The sequence below is a fragment of the Nocardia sp. CA-290969 genome (genome assembly GCF_050936135.1).
Lineage (GTDB): Bacteria > Actinomycetota > Actinomycetes > Mycobacteriales > Mycobacteriaceae > Nocardia.
The window spans coordinates 4,764,986-4,783,453 of the sequence record NZ_JBNJNJ010000001.1 but is presented as its reverse complement, the minus strand read 5'-3'; the positions used below and the strand labels follow the sequence as shown (position 1 = coordinate 4,783,453).

At 69.5% G+C, this 18,468-nt stretch carries 18 protein-coding genes; 10 read left to right on the top strand and 8 right to left on the bottom strand.

The window, feature by feature from the left end; genetic code table 11:
* The first annotated feature begins 3 nt into the window (after positions 1 to 3).
* The 5 genes from ACQEVO_RS21895 (at position 4) to ACQEVO_RS21875 (ending at position 5,634) form a co-directional block, all read left to right on the top strand.
* Positions 4 to 1,335, top strand: a complete 1,332-nt coding sequence (locus tag ACQEVO_RS21895) for a PucR family transcriptional regulator (RefSeq protein WP_432916091.1) — start codon at positions 4 to 6, stop codon at positions 1,333 to 1,335.
* Positions 1,336 to 1,463: 128 nt separating this feature from the next.
* Positions 1,464 to 2,378, top strand: a complete 915-nt coding sequence (locus tag ACQEVO_RS21890) for an ACP S-malonyltransferase (RefSeq protein ID WP_432916088.1) — start codon at positions 1,464 to 1,466, stop codon at positions 2,376 to 2,378.
* 127 nt (positions 2,379 to 2,505) lie between these two features.
* A complete protein-coding gene (gene acpM, locus ACQEVO_RS21885) occupies positions 2,506 to 2,808 on the top strand; it encodes a meromycolate extension acyl carrier protein AcpM (RefSeq protein WP_432916085.1) in 303 nt (100 codons plus the stop codon).
* Positions 2,809 to 2,818: 10 nt separating this feature from the next.
* On the top strand, positions 2,819 to 4,069 hold the full coding sequence (locus ACQEVO_RS21880) for a KasA/KasB family beta-ketoacyl-ACP synthase (protein WP_432916082.1): 1,251 nt from the start codon (positions 2,819 to 2,821) through the stop codon (positions 4,067 to 4,069).
* Between the two features lie 131 nt (positions 4,070 to 4,200).
* Positions 4,201 to 5,634 (top strand): acyl-CoA carboxylase subunit beta, encoded by a 1,434-nt coding sequence (locus ACQEVO_RS21875; RefSeq protein ID WP_432916079.1) that lies wholly within the window; start codon positions 4,201 to 4,203, stop codon positions 5,632 to 5,634.
* A gap of 31 nt (positions 5,635 to 5,665) precedes the next feature.
* Here ACQEVO_RS21875 and ACQEVO_RS21870 read toward each other — a convergent pair whose 3' ends face one another.
* Positions 5,666 to 6,586: an RNA polymerase sigma-70 factor gene (locus ACQEVO_RS21870; RefSeq protein ID WP_432916076.1), complete on the bottom strand. Its 921-nt coding sequence runs from the start codon at positions 6,584 to 6,586 to the stop codon at positions 5,666 to 5,668.
* Positions 6,587 to 6,664: 78 nt separating this feature from the next.
* Positions 6,665 to 7,846: an NAD(P)/FAD-dependent oxidoreductase gene (locus tag ACQEVO_RS21865; protein WP_432916073.1), complete on the bottom strand. Its 1,182-nt coding sequence runs from the start codon at positions 7,844 to 7,846 to the stop codon at positions 6,665 to 6,667.
* Positions 7,847 to 8,075: 229 nt separating this feature from the next.
* Here ACQEVO_RS21865 and ACQEVO_RS21860 point away from each other — a divergent pair, with 229 nt between their 5' ends.
* Positions 8,076 to 9,902 (top strand): Eco57I restriction-modification methylase domain-containing protein, encoded by a 1,827-nt coding sequence (locus ACQEVO_RS21860; protein WP_432916070.1) that lies wholly within the window; start codon positions 8,076 to 8,078, stop codon positions 9,900 to 9,902.
* 2 nt (positions 9,903 to 9,904) lie between these two features.
* Here ACQEVO_RS21860 and ACQEVO_RS21855 read toward each other — a convergent pair whose 3' ends face one another.
* The 4 genes from ACQEVO_RS21855 to sigJ all read right to left on the bottom strand — a co-directional run bounded on the left by ACQEVO_RS21855 (position 9,905) and on the right by sigJ (position 12,533).
* On the bottom strand, positions 9,905 to 10,528 hold the full coding sequence (locus ACQEVO_RS21855; protein WP_432916067.1) for a TetR/AcrR family transcriptional regulator: 624 nt from the start codon (positions 10,526 to 10,528) through the stop codon (positions 9,905 to 9,907).
* Positions 10,529 to 10,661: 133 nt separating this feature from the next.
* Positions 10,662 to 10,847 (bottom strand): hypothetical protein, encoded by a 186-nt coding sequence (locus tag ACQEVO_RS21850; RefSeq protein ID WP_432916064.1) that lies wholly within the window; start codon positions 10,845 to 10,847, stop codon positions 10,662 to 10,664.
* Between the two features lie 173 nt (positions 10,848 to 11,020).
* Complete coding sequence (locus ACQEVO_RS21845; protein ID WP_432916061.1) at positions 11,021 to 11,536, bottom strand: gamma carbonic anhydrase family protein; 516 nt, start codon at positions 11,534 to 11,536, stop codon at positions 11,021 to 11,023.
* Positions 11,537 to 11,594: 58 nt separating this feature from the next.
* A complete protein-coding gene (sigJ, locus tag ACQEVO_RS21840; protein WP_432916058.1) occupies positions 11,595 to 12,533 on the bottom strand; it encodes an RNA polymerase sigma factor SigJ in 939 nt (312 codons plus the stop codon).
* Positions 12,534 to 12,917: 384 nt separating this feature from the next.
* On the opposite strand from sigJ, the gene ACQEVO_RS21835 reads away from it, so the two are divergent.
* The gene (locus ACQEVO_RS21835; protein WP_432916056.1) at positions 12,918 to 13,868 is read left to right on the top strand and encodes a cobalamin biosynthesis protein; all 951 of its coding nucleotides are present in this window, start codon (positions 12,918 to 12,920) and stop codon (positions 13,866 to 13,868) included.
* A 39-nt stretch (positions 13,869 to 13,907) separates the two neighbouring features.
* On the opposite strand, the gene ACQEVO_RS21830 is transcribed toward ACQEVO_RS21835, so the two are convergent.
* Positions 13,908 to 14,756 (bottom strand): SURF1 family cytochrome oxidase biogenesis protein, encoded by an 849-nt coding sequence (locus ACQEVO_RS21830; protein ID WP_432922901.1) that lies wholly within the window; start codon positions 14,754 to 14,756, stop codon positions 13,908 to 13,910.
* A complete protein-coding gene (locus tag ACQEVO_RS21825) occupies positions 14,756 to 15,259 on the bottom strand; it encodes a low molecular weight protein-tyrosine-phosphatase (RefSeq protein ID WP_432922898.1) in 504 nt (167 codons plus the stop codon). Before ACQEVO_RS21825 ends, ACQEVO_RS21830 begins: the two co-directional genes overlap by 1 nt.
* A gap of 43 nt (positions 15,260 to 15,302) precedes the next feature.
* Between ACQEVO_RS21825 and cobC the strand changes: the two genes are divergently transcribed.
* The 3 genes from cobC to ACQEVO_RS21810 all read left to right on the top strand — a co-directional run bounded on the left by cobC (position 15,303) and on the right by ACQEVO_RS21810 (position 18,425).
* Positions 15,303 to 16,346, top strand: a complete 1,044-nt coding sequence (gene cobC, locus ACQEVO_RS21820) for an Rv2231c family pyridoxal phosphate-dependent protein CobC (protein ID WP_432916053.1) — start codon at positions 15,303 to 15,305, stop codon at positions 16,344 to 16,346.
* Positions 16,347 to 16,451: 105 nt separating this feature from the next.
* Entirely contained in the window at positions 16,452 to 16,973 is a 522-nt protein-coding gene (locus ACQEVO_RS21815) for a nitroreductase/quinone reductase family protein (protein ID WP_432916050.1), read from the top strand.
* Between the two features lie 330 nt (positions 16,974 to 17,303).
* On the top strand, positions 17,304 to 18,425 hold the full coding sequence (locus tag ACQEVO_RS21810; protein ID WP_432916047.1) for a Nif3-like dinuclear metal center hexameric protein: 1,122 nt from the start codon (positions 17,304 to 17,306) through the stop codon (positions 18,423 to 18,425).
* The last annotated feature ends 43 nt before the right edge of the window (positions 18,426 to 18,468 follow it).

Here is an 18,468-nt window from a genome sequence, read left to right as displayed (position 1 = left end):
TCGATGATCGAACGCAGACCACCGCGGCCCCGCCGGGTCACCGAGGGCTCCTCCGAGCACGAGGTATATCTGCCGACCGGTGCACTGTCGCCGAACCGGCAGACCCGCGACCCCCTGCCGGACACACTGCTCAAACGCGTCAAGCAGTTCTCCGGGCGGCTTTCCACCGAGGCCGTGGGGTCGATGCAGGATCGGTTGCCGTTCTTCGCCGATCTGGACGCCGCTCAGCGCGCCGGGGTGCAGATGCTGGTGCAGACCGCGGTGGTCAACTTCCTGGAATGGCTACAGGACCCGGACAGTGATATCCGGTTCAGCCTGGACGCCTTCCAGGTGATCCCGCAGGATCTGGCGCGGCGGCTGACGCTGCGCCAGACCGTGGACATGGTGCGGGTGGCCATGGAGTTCTTCGAACAATGGCTACCCGCCCTGGCGCGCAACGATCGCCAGCTGGTGGCGCTCACCGAGGCGGTGCTGCGGTACGGGCGGGAGCTCGGTTTCGCGGCTGCCTCGGTGTACGCCAGCGCGGCCGAATCCCGGGGCGCCTGGGATACCCGGCTGGAGGCGCTGGTGGTGGACGCGGTGGTACGCGGGGACACCGGCCCGGACATGCTCTCCCGGGCGGCCACGTTGAACTGGGACGCCACTGCGCCCGCCACGGTGCTCGTCGGTACCCCGCCGCTGGATCAGGGTGTCTCCGTGGTCGGCGCCGTGCATACCATCGCGGCCCGGCACGGCCGCGCGGCGCTCGCGGTGGTGCAGGGGTCGCGGCTGGTGATGGTGGTCAGCGGTCATATGGACCCACCGCATTCCACGCCGTTCATGGACGATCTGCTCACCGAGGCGTTCTCCGACGGTCCCGTGGTGATCGGGCCCACCACTCGAACTCTGGGCGCCGCCCACAACAGCGCCCTCGAAGCACTGGCCGGTATGGAAGCGGTGATCGGCTGGCGCGACGCGCCGCGACCCGTGCACGCGATGGAACTGTTGCCGGAACGTGCCCTGCTCGGCGATCGAGCTGCGGTGGACGCACTTGTCGAGTACCTTGTGCTTCCGTTGGCGTCGGCCGGTTCCGCGCTCGCGGACACCCTGGATGCCTACCTGGAATGCGGCGGTGCGGTCGAGATGTGCGCTCGGCAACTGTACGTTCATCCAAATACTGTGCGGTATCGCCTGAAGCGGATCAGTGAAGTGACGGGTCGCGATCCGCTGAACCCGCGGGACGCCTACGTGCTCCGAATTGCCGCCACAGTGGGTCGGCTGACACGAACTCGTAACGAATCGTCAACATCCGTACCAGAAGAAACTTTTGTCCCGATCGACAAAGATGGGCTGTAACGGCTGGGACGTTTCGGTCGATCCGGACACCCCACGCGGGCTTTTGTGGGGACCATACAAAAGCCGTGCGAAAGCTTCATTCGCGTCGACATCTCGCGAGAGTGCCCTCACAGTGTTTTCTTAGGTACGTGATCGCGTTGTTCGCCCCTGGACAGGGCTCTCAGACACCCGGCATGCTCGCGCCTTGGCTCGACCTGCCGGGCGCGCATGACCGCCTCGCACTGTGGTCGAAGGAATCGGGTCTGGATCTGGTCCGGCTCGGCACCGAGGCGACCGCCGAAGAGATCACCGACACCGCGGTGACCCAGCCGCTCGTGGTCGCGGCCGCGCTGCTCGCCTTCGCCGAGATCGGCGAGAAGCGGGTACCGGCCGACACCATCGTGGCCGGCCATTCGGTGGGTGAACTCGCCGCCGCCGCTGTCGCCGGAGTGATCTCCGCCGACCAAGCGGTTACCCTGGCAGCTATCCGCGGTGCCGAAATGGCGAAAGCGTGCGCGCTCGAGCCGACCGGTATGTCCGCGGTGCTCGGCGGCGACGAGGCCGCCGTGCTGGCCCGGCTCGAGGAATTGGAGCTGGTGCCCGCCAACCGCAATGCCGCCGGCCAGATCGTCGCGGCCGGTCGACTCGACGCCCTGGCCGAACTGGCGGCGAACCCGCCGGAGAAGGCACGCGTGCGGGCACTGCCGGTGGCGGGTGCGTTCCACACCGAGTTCATGGCACCGGCCCAGCAGGCGGTAGCGGCGGCCATCGCCGAGATCACGCCGCACGAGCCCACCCGGACACTGTTGTCCAACGCCGACGGTAAGCCGGTCGAATCCGGTGCCGACGCGGTGGCTAAGCTCGCCGCGCAGGTCACCCGGCCCGTCCGGTGGGACCTGTGCACCGAAACCGTCCGGCAGGCCGGCGTTTCGGCGGTGGCGGAGCTGCCACCGGCGGGCACCCTCGTCGGCATTGCCAAACGGGAGCTCAAGGGCACCCCGAACCTGGCGCTGAAAACGCCCGAGGACATCCCCGCGCTGGCCGGGCTCACGAGCACCGGCTAGCTTGCCTGCGGCCGTGTTTTCCCGACCCCGGGAGGCCACGGCCACCCGAACGGCGTAACCGATCGCCGGTTCGGCCCGAAGAAACCTGTAGAGCCCTACACGGAAGAAACAAGAAGGGAGCCACGAAGTGGCCGCTCTGACCCAGGAACAAATCGTCGAGGAACTCGGCAAGATCATCGAAGAGGTGACCGGTATCGAGCCTTCCGAGGTGACGTTGGAGAAGTCCTTCGTCGACGACCTGGACATCGATTCCCTGTCGATGGTCGAGATCGCGGTGCAAATGGAGGACAAGTACGGGGTCAAGATCCCGGACGAGGATCTCGCCAGCCTGAAGACCGTCGGCGACTCCGTCGCGTACGTCCAGAAGCTCGAGGCCGAGAACGCCGAGATGGCCGCCGAGCTCAAGGCCAAGTTCGACAGCGCCGAGTAGGGCCGACACCGTGACCACTCCTTCCACCTTGAACGGGAACTTCCCGAACGTCGTCGTCACGAGCCTGGCGGCGTCCACGTCCATCGCGGGTGACGTCGATGCGACGTGGAAGGGACTCCTCAACGGCGAGAGCGGTATCGACGTTCTCGAGGATTCCTTCATCGAGGAATACGACCTTCCCGTCCGCATCGGCGGCCACCTCAAGGTCCGTCCCGAAAGCTTGCTGAGCCGGGTCGAGATCCGCCGGATGGCCTACGTCGAGCAGCTCGCGACCGTGCTCGGTCGCGAGGTGTGGCGCAATGCGGGCAGCCCGGAGGTCGATCCGGAACGGCTGGGTGTGGCCATCGGCACTGGACTAGGTGGCGGTGACGCGCTCATCGATTCGGTCGACAAACTGAAGAACGGGGGCTATCGCAAGATCTCGCCGCTCGCTGTTCAGATGGTCATGCCGAACGGGCCGTCCGCCGTCGTCGGTCTCGAGCTGCAGGCCCGGGCGGGAGTGGTCACTCCGGTCTCGGCATGCTCGTCCGGTTCGGAGGGCATCGCCAACGCCTGGCGGATGATCGTCATGGGTGACGCCGATATCGTCGTCACCGGCGGCGTCGAAGGCTTCATCGACGCGGTGCCGATCGCGGCGTTCACCATGATGCGCGCGATGAGCACCCGCAACGAGGATCCGAAGGCCGCCTCGCGTCCGTTCGACAAGGACCGTGACGGTTTCGTCTTCGGTGAGGCCGGTGCGCTGATGGTCATCGAGACCGAGGAGCACGCCAAGGCCCGCGGAGCCACGATCCACGCCCGCCTGCTCGGCGCCGGGATCACCTCCGACGGTTTCCATCTGGTCGCACCCGACCCCGAGGGCACCGGCGCCGCCCGCGCCATGACCCGGGCCATGCAGACCGCGGGGCTGACCAAGAAGGACATCACCCATATCAACGCGCACGCCACCGCCACCCCGATCGGCGATACCGCCGAGGCGAAGGCGATCAACAAGGCCGTCGGCAACCATGCCTCGGTCTACGCACCCAAATCGGCGCTCGGTCATTCGATCGGTGCCGTCGGTGCGCTGGAGTCGGTGCTCACAGTGCTGAGCATCCGGGACGGTATCGTGCCGCCCACCCTGAACCTGGACAACCAGGATCCCGAGATCGACCTCGACGTGGTGCACGGCGAAGCCCGGCGCCAGGAGATCGAGTACGCGATCAACAACTCGTTCGGTTTCGGTGGGCACAATGTCGCGCTCGCCTTCGGTCGGGCCTGACGGCTTTTCGGACCTGACCGAATAGATTCGACGACCCAGTGCGGGGGCCGCCGGGACACCGGCGGCCCCCGCGCGGGCTTTCGACACCTGTGGCCCGTGCCTCGGCCACACATCATCGAGGAGAGAACGCGATGACAACCATGGCCCCGGCCCGCCACCAGGACACCGCGACAGACCCGCGTGACCCCCTCGGCCGGCTGCAACGGTTCTTCGACCCCGGTACCGTGCTGCCGCTACATCCGCGGGACAAGTCCGGTGTGCTCGCCGCGATCGGCGAAGTGGACGGCGTGCGGACCGTCGCCTACTGCTCCGATGCCACCGTGATGGGTGGCGCGATGGGTGTCGAGGGCTGCAAGCACATCGTCGCCGCCATCGATACCGCCATCGACTCCGGTGTTCCGGTGGTGGGCCTGTGGCATTCCGGCGGGGCCCGTCTCGCCGAAGGTGTCGAGGCGCTGCACGCCGTCGGCCTGGTGTTCGAGGCCATGGTGCGGGCGTCCGGTCTGGTACCGCAGATCTCGGTGGTGCTCGGTTTCGCCGCCGGCGGCGCCGCCTACGGTCCCGCCCTCACCGATATCGTGATCATGGCGCCCGAGGGCCGGGTGTTCGTCACCGGCCCCGATGTGGTGCGCAGTGTGACCGGTGAGCAGGTGGATATGGCCACCCTCGGCGGTCCCGAAACCCACGGCAAGAAGTCCGGCGTCACCCATATCGTCGCCGACGACGAGGCCGATGCCGTGCACCGGGCGCGCCGCCTGGTTTCGATGTTCGCCGAACAGGGCGAATTCGATCCGGTCGCCGCCGAACACGGCAATGTCGACCTGCGGGCCATGCTGCCGGAATCGGCCAAACGTGCCTACGACGTCAAACCGCTGGTGCACGAACTGCTCGACAATGTCGACGGCGAATCCAGCTTCGAAGAACTCCAGGGCGGCTACGCCCGGTCCATGGTCACCGGTCTCGGCCGGCTCGCCGGTCGCACGGTGGGTGTGCTGGCGAACAACCCGCTGCGGCTGGGTGGCTGCCTCGACTCCAAGAGCGCCGAGAAAGCGGCCCGGTTCGTCCGGCTGTGCGATGCCTTCGGTATCCCGCTGATCGTGATCACCGACGTTCCCGGCTACCTGCCCGGTGTGGGCCAGGAATGGGACGGTGTGGTCCGGCGCGGCGCGAAGCTGCTGCACGCCTTCGCCGAAGCCCGGGTTCCGCGGGTGACCCTGGTCACTCGCAAAATCTACGGCGGCGCCTATATCGCGATGAACGCCCGCTCGCTGGGCGCCACCGCGGTCTACGCCTGGCCGGGGTCGGAGGTCGCGGTGATGGGTGCCAAGGCCGCGGTCGGCATCCTGCACAAGAAAGCGCTGGCCGCCGCGCCGGAGGAAGAGCGGGAGGCGCTGCACGAACGGCTCACCGCCGAACACGAGGCCATCGCCGGCGGTGTGGAACGCGCTCTCGCCATCGGCGTCGTGGACGAGGTCATCGACCCCGCGAAGACCCGCAGCGTAATCGCCGCGGCCCTGGCCGCCGTCCCGGCGCGCCCCAGCCACCACAAGAACATCCCGCTGTAGTCCGTGCTCAGGATTTCTGCGAACTGCGGGCTCACGAGGCACCGTCCACGGTGCGGAGACCGTTCAGTTTCTCGGGATTGACCTGAAAGCGGATGTTTTCGATGCGTCCTTCGTGAATGTCGTAGGTGAGTGCACCGATGCGATGTTCGCCGATGACGCCGATAACGCTCAGCTCGCCGTTGACCACCGCGGATTCGAGACGAATGCCGGCGGAGACCGGTTTGGTCATGACGCCCAGCAGCCACCGGGCCACATGATCCGGCCCGTGTAGCGGACGCCGGGCGGCCGTGACGATGCCGCCGCCGTCGTTCCACAGCGTCACGTCCGGTGCGAGCAGTTCCAGGAGGGCGGGGAGGTCACCGCCGTGGCATGCGGCCATGAATTTCTCGGTGACCTCACGGCGGGTGGCGTCGTCCGCGCCGAAGCGGGGGCGGCGCGACCGGACGTGCGAGCGGGCGCGGTGGGAGATCTGGCGGACGGTGGCCTCCGGGCGGTCGAGGAGATCGCCGATTTCGGTGTGCGAGTAGCCGAAGACCTCCCGTAGCACGAAAACAGCTCGTTCGACGGGGTTGAGGGTTTCGAGGACGACCAGCATGGCGGTGGACACGGTATCGGCCATTTCGGTCTCCTCGGCGGCAGTGGGTGTGGTGAGCAGTGGTTCGGGAAGCCACGGTCCGATGTAGGTTTCGCGGGTGGTCCGGGCGGAGGTGAGGCGGTTGAGCGCCAGGTTGGTGACAGTGCGCACCAGATAGGCCTTGGGGCGGTCCACCGACGCCGGATCCACCGCGTTCCATTTCAGCCAGGCGTCCTGGAGGATGTCCTCGGTATCGGCCACACTGCCCAGCAGGTGGTACGCGGTGGCGAAGAGCAAACGGCGATGCTCGGCGAACGGGTCGGCGGTCGCGTTACCGGGCTGCGCCGGCAACGGGGGGTCGGTGCTGTGCGCTGGCATGGAGATCCTTCCTCCGGTCATGGTTCGGACGGCCGGGCCGGGATGCAGCCGGGTAGCTCTGGCCGGTGCCGGTGCCTGTCATGCCACTTTCCGGGTGGCGCGGCCGCCCTTCGACAACTGAACCGGCAGCTTGACGTAGCGACTCATCTTCGCCGCTACCGGCGGGGTGCCGCTGACCTGCTCTTTGTAGATCACTGCGGCCTTGCCGGTGAGATACCACCGGGCCGGGGTGTCGTCGGCACGGGTGAACTGAACGACCGCGTCCTTGCGGCCCAGGCTCACCGGCTGGTGGAAGTAGCCGAAACGCAGCGGCTTCGGTGCCTGCCCGCGCAGCAGCCGGGCGATGACAGTTGCGGTGTAGTCAGCGGTGACCACGCCACTCTGGCAGGTGCCGTGGAGCTGTCCCCATGGCTGCCGGACCAGGGCGGCGTCGCCGATGGCGTGGATTTCCGGATGTGAGACCGACCGCAGGGTGGGGTCGGTGATGATCAGTCCCTGCGCGTTGGTGGCGATCCCGGACTCCGTGGCGAGCGGGGACACCCGCACGCCGGTGGTCCACAGGGTCAGATCCGAGCCGACGAGTTCGCCGGTGTCCAGGCGCACGGCGTCGGGCAGCACTTTGTCGACCTTCACACCCACCCTGCGCACGACACCCAGCCGGTCCAGGGCACGGTTGAGGTGGACGCGGGCTTTGTCGCCCATCATGGCGCCGAGTTCGGCGGCGCTGACCATCGTGACGGTCAGCGCGGGGTACGCCTCGGCGATCTCGGCGGCTGCCTCGATGCCGGTGAGCCCACCACCGCAGACGGTGACCGTCCCGCCGGCGGCCGCGATCTCCGGCAGTCGTTCCGAGAAGTGATGTGCCGCCCGGGGGTCGTTCAGGGTCCAGGCGTGATCTGCCGCGCCCGGCACGATGCCGGTGTCGGTGGTGCTGCCGAGTGCGTAGACCAGCGTGTCGTAGTGCAGGACCGCACCGTCGTCGAGGCAGACCTGCCGGCCGGTGGTATCGATGGCGGTGGCCACCCCCTGCCGGAACTCCACGCCGGTGCCCGTCAACAGGTCCGGGATCCGGAAGTCCGTCAGTTCCTGACCTGCCGCGACCTGGTGCATGCGCAACCGCTCGGTGAAGCGGGACGAAGGGTTCACCACGGTGATGCGAGTGTCCGACTTGCGGGTGTAGCGGGCCAGCCGGGCCGTGGCGATCAGGCCGGCGTAGCCGGCTCCGAGGACGACGATCTCGTGGGTGGTGTCGGTGTTCATCACTGCTCCTTGGGTGGCGCTTTGTGCGGGGTCGGTGATGAGACAGACGGGTCGCGGAGAACGTGACACTCGGAAGAGTGATCTGGGTCACATGCACGGAGCCGGCTGTGCCGCCGGAGGTGACCGGCAACCTCGCCTGCATTGCGCCGCTGTGCGCCGCCCACCACGCCGGCCGTGTCGAAAACCGGGAAGTCGCCCGTCACCCGCCCCCGTGGACGACAATGCGCAGATGGGACGCGATGGAGCGGGGGCTCGCGAGCGAAAGCGTCATGGCCGGCACTACACCCCGGCAGCGCTCGCGGGTTTTCTGGCGGGCCGGGTGGCGGCGCGGATCAGCACCTCGGGACGGGTGCGGGTCCTCGATCCGGCGTGTGGCTCCGGCGAGCTGTTGTTCGCCATCAAGGCGGCGCTGGCCGACCGGCTGCCGGGAGTTCCGGTCGAGCTGGTGGGTTACGACCTGGATCCGGCGGGGCTGGCGCTGGCTCGGCAGCGAGCCGCGGAATCGGGGATCGGCGCGGAATGGCGGAAGCGGGATTTTCTGGCCGATTGTGCGGATATGCCCGCCGAATCGTTCGATGTGGTGATCGCTAATCCGCCGTATGTGCGCACTCAGCAGTTGGGTGGGGAGGCGGCGCTGGCATTGCGCGGGCAGTTCGGGTTGCGGGGCCGGATCGATCTCACCCATCCGTTCGTCGCGGCACTGCCGCGCTTGATGGCGCCGGGCGCGGTGCTGGGTCTGTTGTGTGCCAATCGGTTTCTCACCACGAAGGCGGGAGCGAACCTGCGGAGGGTGTTGCTGGTCGATCTGACGCCGGTGGAACTGTACGACCTGGGGGATACCAAGCTGTTCGAGGCGGCGGTACTGCCGGCGGTGACGATCGCCGTGCGCGGCGGGACGTGGGGGAGCTGCCGGTACGTGTCGGTCTACGAGGAGGGGGCCGAAACCACCCGCAGCAGGGAAATCGAGGGCGTGGCCGGCGCGCTACCGGCCGTGGGAGCGCCGGGCTCGCGCGCCGAGTGCGGTCCGGCCGTCTCGGCCCGGGAGGCACCGGAGGCGGTGGCCGGGCGCACCGCAAGCGTGTCGCGCGGCGCCGCCGAACCCGTGGGAAGCCCGGCGGCCGGGGACGGTGAGCCGGAACTGTTCGCGGCTCTGGGCGGTACCACCGATGCAATGGTGTGGCGGCAGGGCCGCCGGTTCGCGGTGACGGTGGGGGAGCTGGCGACCGAACCCGGCGCGGCGGCAGCCTCGATGGGGTGGCGGATGTCGCGGGTGGGGCACGACGACTGGTTGCGCGGGGTCGCCGAGCGGAGGTGGCGCACCTTCGGGGACCTGGGACGTATCCGGGTGGGGATCAAGACCAACGCCGACAAGATCTTCATCGCGGCGCACTGGGGCGATCCGGCCGCCGAACCCGAGCTGCTGTGCGACCTCATCACCCACCACGATCTGCGGCCGTGGCGGATCGTGCGGCGGCGCGAGACCCGGGTCCTGTACCCGTACGACCTGGATCATCCGCGCCGGAGACCGGTGGACCTCGAGCGTTATCCGCGGACCGCGGCCTATCTCGAACAGCATCGCGAGGTGCTCAGCGCGCGGACTTACCTCACCGGCGCCGGGCGCCAATGGTTCGAGCACTGGGTGCCGCAGCGGCCGCATCTGTGGCGGATGCCCAAGATGGTGTTCCCCGATATCAGCGATCGGCCGCGATTCGCGCTGGACCGCTCGGGAGCGGTGGTCAACGGCGACTGCTACTGGATCTCGCTGTCCGATCTCGGTGGCGAAGCCCGGGCCGAGGAGCTGGCCTGTTTGATGATGGGTGTCGCGAACTCGTCGCTGGGTGTGCGCTTCTACGACGCGGTCTGCGGCAACCGGCTGTATTCCGGTCGCCGGCGCTGGATAACCCAGTATGTTTCGCGGCTGCCGGTGCCGGATCCGGCGACCGCGTGCGCCGCCGCGATCGTGCGGCTGGTGCGTGAACTGGCGCAGGACCCCGACCCCGGGCCGGCCGCCCACGGCGAACTGGACGAGCTGGTGAACCGATCGTTCGCGCTCTGAGCTCAGCCGGGTTTGTGCCCGGACACCATCGGGAGCAGGGTGCGCCGGGCGAACTCCCGGCCGGCCGCTTCGTCGTCGATGGGGATGAGACCGTCGGGGGTGAGTGCCAGCGATAGCGCCAGCCGGGCCATGATCTCGGCGATCAGGTCGGGGTCGAAATCGGCGCTGTCCCCGCTATCGCTCAGTTCGCGCAGTTTCGCGGCCAGGTAGGTGCGGCCGACGGCCAGTATCGGACCGGCTTCGGTGGTGAGGCGGGGCAGCACCAGGTCGGGTTCGGTGCGCAGCAGGCGCAGCAGCAACGGGTTACCGGCGATGGCGGAGATGAAGGCGACGAAGATCTCCACGAGCTGATCCTCGGAGCCGGCCACCGTGCGCACCCGGTTGTCGATTTTGACGACGAAGCGTTGCGCCTCCCTGATCGTCACCGCTTCCACCAGGTCGTTCTTCGATTCGAAGCGGCGGTACAGGGTCGCGGGGCTGATTCCGGCGCGGCGCGCGATCTCGCCCATGCTGGTCCGTTTGATCCCGAAATCCAGGAACGCCGATAACGCGCTGTCGAGCACCTTCACGCTGTCGGCGGGAGGTTCGGACAGGATGCGTTGCAGGATCGGCGGTACGGGTGGCATGGTTTCCACACTGTATCGGACCCTGTGTTCATTGCGTGATGCGATACCGGCGCCGACGCTTCGGCCTCCGCCGGCCGCATGTACCGCACTCGGGGAGGCCGGAAAGCCTGCTGCGTTGTTTTCGTGCCCGGTATCACTCCGGTGCCAGGTCGAGTTCGGCCATCTCGTGTTCTATCGCATTGGCCGCGAAATCCACTCCGCGGGAACGGAGTTCGTGGACCCGTCGGCGCAGCGCCTCGATCCCCCCGGGCTGCGCGGCGATATCGGCCACGCTGACCTGCCCGTTCGGCCGGCGCGTCTCGGAACGCTCACACGCCACCCGTCAAACCTCCTGCCGGCACCCGTGGTGCCTACGTGCTCGGGCTCGCCCGAAACGCCGACGCCTTGCAGGACAGCGGGTTTCGGGCTCGCCCGTCTCCCCGGATACGTTGGCTCCATCGTATCAGCCACCAACTGGACGCTTGTCCAGAAAAGTGTCTCGCGGGGTGCGCCTCAGAACTCCTTCGCGGTCCGGTGCTCGGACGTGTGGTGCAGGTAGACCATGGCGTTGAGCTCGAGCCCACGCTGCTGTTCGGGGGTCAGTTCGCGGCGCACCTTCCCGGGCACTCCGGCGACCAGCGAACCCGGCGGGATCCGGGCGCCCTCGGGGATCAGCGCGTTGGCCGCGATCAGGCTGCCGCGCCCGATCACGGCGCCGTTGAGCACGGTCGCGCCCATACCGATCAGGCAGTCGTCCTCGATGGTGCAGCCATGCAGGATCGCATTGTGACCCACCGACACTCCGGCGCCGACCGTGGTCGGGAATCCGGGGTCGGCGTGCAGTACACAGCCGTCCTGGATATTGCTGCGCTCGCCGACGGTGATCAGTTCGGTATCCCCGCGCAGCACAGCGTTGTACCAAATACTCGCCTGGGCCTCGAGCTTCACTTTGCCGATCACGCAGGCGGTGGGCGCAATCCACGCGTCCTCGTGAATCTCGGGCCGGTGTCCGCTGACTTCGATCCTCATGCCACGAACTTAACCCGGTGCCACCCGGGTCCGCGGGGACGGCCGGTCGTCGTGCCGCTCAGCCCACGTCGGGCTCGGCGGTGTTCAGGATCCATTCGCCGTCGATATCGTCCGGGAGGTTGCGGAGTTTGTCGGGGTTGCGCACGGCGTGGATGGCGGTGATCCGGCCCGCATCGACGGTGAAGGAGAAGATCCCCGGATGCCTGCCGTCGAACACCAGCAGGCCCGGTTCCCCGTTGACCTCGATCGCCCGGCCCCACCCGCCGGGCGCCGACGGCGCGTGGTACCAGCCGAGCAGCATCTTGGCGATGAGCTCGGCGCCGCGCACCGGTTTGCGGATCGCGGGGACCTTGCCGCCGCCGTCGGCAGTGAGGGTGACCCGCTCGTCGAGCACGCCCAGGAGCGCGTTCATATCACCGGACCGCCAGGCCAGCGCGAACGCCGACACCACCTTGCGATGTTCGTCCGGTGAGGCCGGGAACCGCGGCGTACCGTCCTCGACCCGCTTCCGTGCCCGGGATGCCAGCTGGCGTACCGCGGCCGGAGTACGGCCCACCACCTCGGCGACCTCCGGGCCCGCCATCCCGAAAACGTCCTGCAGGACGAAGGCGGTGCGCTCGGCCGGGGACAGCGATTCCAGTACCACCAGCAGCGCCATGGTGACGCGTTCGTCCTGCGATATGCGGTCGGCCGGGTCCTCCCACTCTGTGACCGCGGGTTCGGGTAGCCATTCGCCCACATACTGTTCGCGCCGCACCCGTGCCGACCCCAGTTGATCGAGCGCCAGCCGCCCGACGACGGTCGTCAGCCAGGCCTGCAGGTTGTCGATCGGTGCGCCGCCGGTCTCGTGATGCCGCTGCAACCGCAGCCACGCCTCCTGCACCACATCGTCGGCGTCGGCGAGACTGCCGAGCGTGCTGTAGGCGAGGCGGCGCAGGTACGGGCGCAGTTCTTCGAAACGAGCGGCCAGGTCGGCGGGGGCGGATCGGTCGGTCACTGCGGTTCCTTGTCCTCTGGCCCGGGGCGGGCGATCGGTGTCGTCGAGACGACGAAACCGGCCTCTGCTCTGTGACAACCGCACCGCGCGCCGGGATATTGCCGTACCGGGGCGCGGCTCGCCCGAGCCTGCCACCGCTGCGCCTCGACAGCGATGTGCCGAGGTTGCGGGCTGTCGGGCGCGGACCACAGTACGCCGCCGGTCATCCCGCCGATGGACACCTGTGCCGGGGTCCGGACCGTCGAGGGGCGCGTACCAAGGCGTGGTCTTCGGGTGCCGAGCCGTATTCGGGCAGCGTGGGTGCGCAGGGGACGGCGCGACCGGAGCTGCACCGTGCCGACCACCAGGGTCCGGTCATATGCGCCGGCTGGCTACGCTCACCGGGTGCGTGGAGGTGTTTCGACCGCGGCCGGGCTGCTTGCCGGGTTCGTGTTGGATCGTGTGTTCGGCGACCCGCGGCGCCTGCATCCGGTGGCCGGATTCGGGATGCTCGCGGCGTCGCTGGAAACGGTGACCTATGCGGACCGGCGGCGGGCCGGAATCGTGCACGAGACGGTGCTGGTCGGCGCCACGGTGGGGGCGGGTCTGATGCTGCGTCGCGGTGGTGTGCTGCCGGTGGCGCTGGCGACCTGGACGGTGCTGGGCGGCCGGAGTCTCGCCCGGACCGGGCACGACATGGCGGAACGGCTGGAGTCCGGGGATGTGGCCGGGGCCCGGGAGCTGCTGCCCGCGCTGTGCGGGCGCGATCCCGAGGTTCTCGACGCCGACGGGCTGGCGCGGGCGGCGCTGGAGTCGATCGCGGAGAACACCTCGGACGCCGCGGTCGCGCCGCTGCTGTGGGGTGCCGTGGCCGGTGTGCCGGGCTTGCTGGGGTATCGAGCGGTCAACACGCTCGACGCGATGATCGGCTATCGAAACCGGCGCTACCGGCGGTTCGGCTGGGCCGCCGCCCGCGTCGACGATCTCGCGAATCTGCTGCCCGCCCGGCTGACCGGATTGCTCACGGCTGCGGTGGCGCCGATGGTCGGGGGCCGGCCGGGGGCGGTCGTGCGGGCGTGGCGCCGGGACGCTGCGCGGCATCCGAGCCCGAACGCGGGCGTGGTGGAGGCCGCGGCGGCCGGGGCACTCGGGATCCGGCTCGGCGGGCGCACCGAATACCGGCACGGCGTCGAACACCGGCCCGAACTGGGCAGCGGCCCGGCGCCGGCCGTTGCCGATCTGCGCCGGGCCGTGCGGCTGTCCGAGCTGGTGCAGTACGCCGCCCTGGCCTCGGCCGTGGTGCTGGCTCCGCTGTGCGTGGTACCGCGGGAGCGGCGCCGCGCTCGCGGCCGCTGAGCCGACCCGCTTGCCGGTCCCACGATTCGGCCGGGGAAGTCAGCGGGGTGTGCGGCCGTAGCGGTCGGCGAGGCGTGCTTCCGTGGTGACGGGTTCCGGCTCGGTGTCGGTCGGTTCGGGTTGCTCCGGGGCGCGTGACCTGCGGCGTTCGCGGATCTCGGCCCAGACGAAATAGCCGAGGCCGAGTGGGGCCATGATGCCGAAGGCCAGCCACTGCAGGCCGTAGGAGAGGTACGGGCCGGAGTCGAGCTGGGGGAGCGGCACGGGGGTGAACGCCCCGGCTTGGTTCTCGGCGAGCTGAAGGTAGGCGCCGCGCTCGCCCACCGGGATGGGGGTCAGCGGCAGGCCCAGGACGGTGGTTTCCTGCGGCAGGTCGATGGAGTAGACGTGCGGGACACCGTTCTGCACAGTGGGAACCCGCTCCGGGTCGACGTTCTCCGAGACCCGCACCCGCGCCTCGACCCGCTGCGTGCCGGTGGGCGCGGGTTCGATCGGCGGCGGTTGCGAACCGTCGACGGCGGCGACCAGTCCGCGGTCGACCAGCAGGGTGCGGCCGTCGGTGAGAGTGAACGCCGCGAGTACCCCATAGGCCGGGGCGCCGTCGAGATGACGCAAACGGACGAGCACCGTCGAATCCGGGACATAGCTGCCCTCGGCGTACACCTTCCGCCATTCGGTGGCCGCGCCGGTGTCGCCGTCGAGCAGATCGGTGACCGGCACCGGATCGGCGTCCACCGAATCCGCGATCAACTGGTTGCGTTCGGAGGTGCTCTCGTTCTTGCCCAGCTGCCACGGCGCCAGCACGGTGAAGCACAGATAGGCGAACGCCGCCACCACCGCGGCCAGGATCAGCCAGCCGGGGCGCAGCAGGAAGGTCAGGCGGCGCATCACGCGGGCTCCGGTTCGCCGGCGCGGGCGGCGAGTGCCGCCCGGACCCAGTCCAGCAGGCCGGGGACGGCGGCTTCGATCTGGGTGCGGACCAGGTCGAACGCGGCGTCCGAACTGTAGTAGGGGTCGGGTACGTCGAGGCCGTCGGCGGCCGGGTCGAAACTCCGCAGCAGCCGGCGCCGCTGCGACGGAACCCCGCGGACGGCGAGATGGCGGTCGTGTTCGGTGGTCATCGCGACGACGAGATCGGCGTCGTAGTGCTCGTTACCGAACTCGGCGGCGCGGTGCCCGGTGGGGTAGCCGTGGCGGCGCAGGGTCTCGGTGGTGCGCGGATCGGCCTCCGATCCGGCGTGCCACCCGTGGGTGCCCGCGCTGCTCACCCGCACCCGGCCGGCCAGACCCGCCCGCGACAGATGCCCGGCCAGGATCTTCTCCGCCATCGGCGACCGGCAGATATTGCCGGTACAGACGAACGATATGTGCAGCTCACCCACGACAGCCATTCTGGCGGGTAGGGCGCCGCGGGCGCCACGTAGGGTGCGTCTCATGCTCGCCGATCACGTCGATCTCGCCGGCCTACGCCATCACGGCGATGTGGAAGCCCTGCCCGGTCTGCTCGATTTCGCGGTGAACGTCCAGGGCACCGCGCCGCCGCGGTGGCTGCGGGAACGGCTGGCCGCGGCACTGGATTCGCTCGGCCGGTACCCCTCGGCGGAGGAGGACCGGGTCGCCCGGGAGGCGGTCGCGGACCGGCACGGGATCGAAGCCGATCACGTCCTGACCCTGGCCGGCGGTGCGGAGGGCTTCGCGTTGCTTCCGCGACTACGTCCCCGGCTGGCCGCGGTGATACATCCGTCGTTCACCGAACCCGAGCTCGCGCTGCGCGAAGCCGGGGTGGCGGTGACCCGGGTCGTGCTGGAGCCGCCCTACACCCTGGACCCGGCGCTGGTGCCCGCCGAGGCCGACCTGGTGGTCGTCGGCAATCCCACCAACCCGACCTCGGTGCTGCATCCCGCGCACACCCTGCGCGCATTGCAGCGCCCGGGCCGGGTCGTCGTGGTGGACGAGGCGTTCATGGACGCCGTGCCCGGGGAACCGGAAACCCTGGCCGGAGAGGCGGGTGACGGGCTGCTGGTCTTGCGCAGCCTCACCAAGACCTGGGCGCTGGCCGGGCTGCGCTGCGGTTATCTGCTCGGTGCGCCCGGACTGTTGCGGCGGCTCGTCCGAGGTCGCGCGCATTGGCCACTGGGCACCCTCCAGCTCGCGGCGATCACCGCGACCGCGTCGGCCGAAGCGGTGGCGGAAACCGCGGCCGCAGCGGTGCGGATCGCCCGCGAACGGGCGGCGATGGCCGCGCGGCTGGGCACTGCCGGGGTCCGGGTCGGTTCGCCGGCGGCGGCCCCGTTCCTCCTGCTCGAGGTCCGCGACGGGGAGTTGGTACGCAAACATCTGCGGCAGCAGGGAATAGCGGTGCGGCGCTGCGATACCTTCCCAGGGCTGGGGCCCGACCACCTGCGCGTCGCGGTGCGCCCGGCCGCGGAGGTGGACCGGCTCGTCGCCGCATTGCGTGCCGCGGGGATACCGGACTGACGGTGGTGGCGCGCAGGCCCAGCCGAGACCCGCTCGGCCGATTCGGTATCCGATGCACGTTGATTTAGGACAGAAACCGGCCGGATTAAACGACACCCTCGAATCATGAGCGAAACCGACTCGGCACAGCAGCAGACCGATATCACCGACTACAACGACCCGAACGCGCCGTGGAACCAGGCCTGGGACGAGCAGGGCAGCATCGCCGGCTGGAACGATGATGTGATCAAGGAGTTCCGGGAGAACTCGGGCAAGGTGGGCGGTGCGTACGCGGGCGGGGACCTCATCCTGCTCACCACCACGGGAGCCAAGAGCGGCAAGCGGCACACGACTCCGCTCGGCCCCTTGTATCGGGGCGACATCATGTACGTGAGCTCGTTCATCGAGGACAAGTACCCGGCCTGGTGGTACAACATCAAGGCGAATCCGCAGGTCACCATCGAGCTCCGGGACAAGACCCACCAGGCGACCGGCAAGGTGCTCGAAGGTGCGGACTACGACGAGTTCGCGGCCTGGGTACTGGCGAACAACCCCTTGCTGGCGGATTTCCAGTCCAAGGTCGACCGGCCCGTGCCGCTGGTCGTGCTGACCCTCGACGGCGACGGACCTGCCCACGAGACCGGCTAGGAAAAGCGCGAGCGCAGCCCGAGAAAAGTGCGCATAGCCGCCTGGGCGGCAGGTGCACCGTGCCCCTTGCGCCGCGAAGCACTAGGACCTCCCTCGGACGCCTGCCGGGCCGCGCCGCCGTGGTCCGGTGTCTCGCCGTACCGGTAGCAGGACGGTTCACCGGCCGGTCCGGATTATTGTTGCCGGATCGTCGGTGTTCGCCCGCTGCGCGGAAGCCGACGTGGTGCACTCGGTCGCCGGGGCAGTACTCGCTGCACCGACGATCTGGGGTGAGGCGTATGGGAGCCACCCGGCGGACGCTGCCGGGTGGCGGTCTACGAAAGGTGTGGTGTGGCGAGGCTCGCGGAACTGATCGAGACGCTGGAGACGGCCTATCCGCCGCGGCTGGCCGAATCGTGGGATTCGGTGGGGCTGGTGTGCGGGGACCCGGACGAGGATGTGCGGCGGGTGTTGTTCGCGGTCGATGTCACCGCGGCCGTGGTCGAGGAGGCGGTGGCATGGGGTGCGCAGGCGCTGGTCGCGCACCATCCGCTGTTGCTGCGGGGGGTGGACAGTGTGGCGGCCGACCGGCCCAAAGGTGCCCTCGTCCACCGGCTGATCCGGGCGGGCTGTGCGCTGTTCACCGCGCATACCAACGCCGATTCCGCCGACCCCGGAGTCTCCGACGCGCTCGCGGCGGCGCTCGGCCTGACGGTCACCGGCCCACTCGATCCGAAACCCGTTCCCGCCGTGGATAAATGGAGTATCCAGGTGCCGGTCGAGCACGCCGAAGCAGTGCTCGCGGCACTGTTCGCCGCGGGAGCCGGTGGGTCCGGTGACTACCGGGAGGCGGCGTGGCGGGTCACCGGTACCGGCCAGTTCCGGCCGCTCGACGGTGCGAACCCGGCCGTCGGCACGGTGGGGGAACTGACCAGGGTGGCCGAGGACCGGATCGAGGTGGTCGCGTCGCCACCAGCCCGCGCCACGATCCTGGCCGCGCTGCGCGCGGCGCACCCGTACGAGGAACCCGCCTATCACGTGACCGAACGCGCCGCGCTCCCCGGCAATCTCGGTCTCGGTCGTATCGGGACACTGCCCGAACCGCTGACCCTGCGCGAGTTCACCGCCCGCGCCGCCGCCGCCCTGCCGGCGACCGCCTGGGGTGTGCGCTCCGCCGGCGACCCCGATCGCGTGCTGCGCCGCGTCGCCGTCTGCGGTGGGGCAGGGGATTCGCTGATCGACGCCGCCACCCGGCTCGGTGTGGACGCCTATCTCACCGCCGACCTGCGCCACCACCCCGTCGACGAGCATCTGCGCCGCGGCGGTCCGGCGCTGATCGATGCGGCACATTGGGCCACCGAGTTCCCGTGGTGCGCGCAGGCCGCCGGGGTGGCCCGGGCCGCGCTACCGGAGCTGGAAACCCGGGTGTCGGAGGTGCGGACCGACCCGTGGACCGTCGGCTGCGGCGGCTGAGGATGCCGGTCCGGATTCGCCGTGCGACGATCGGACCGGCCGC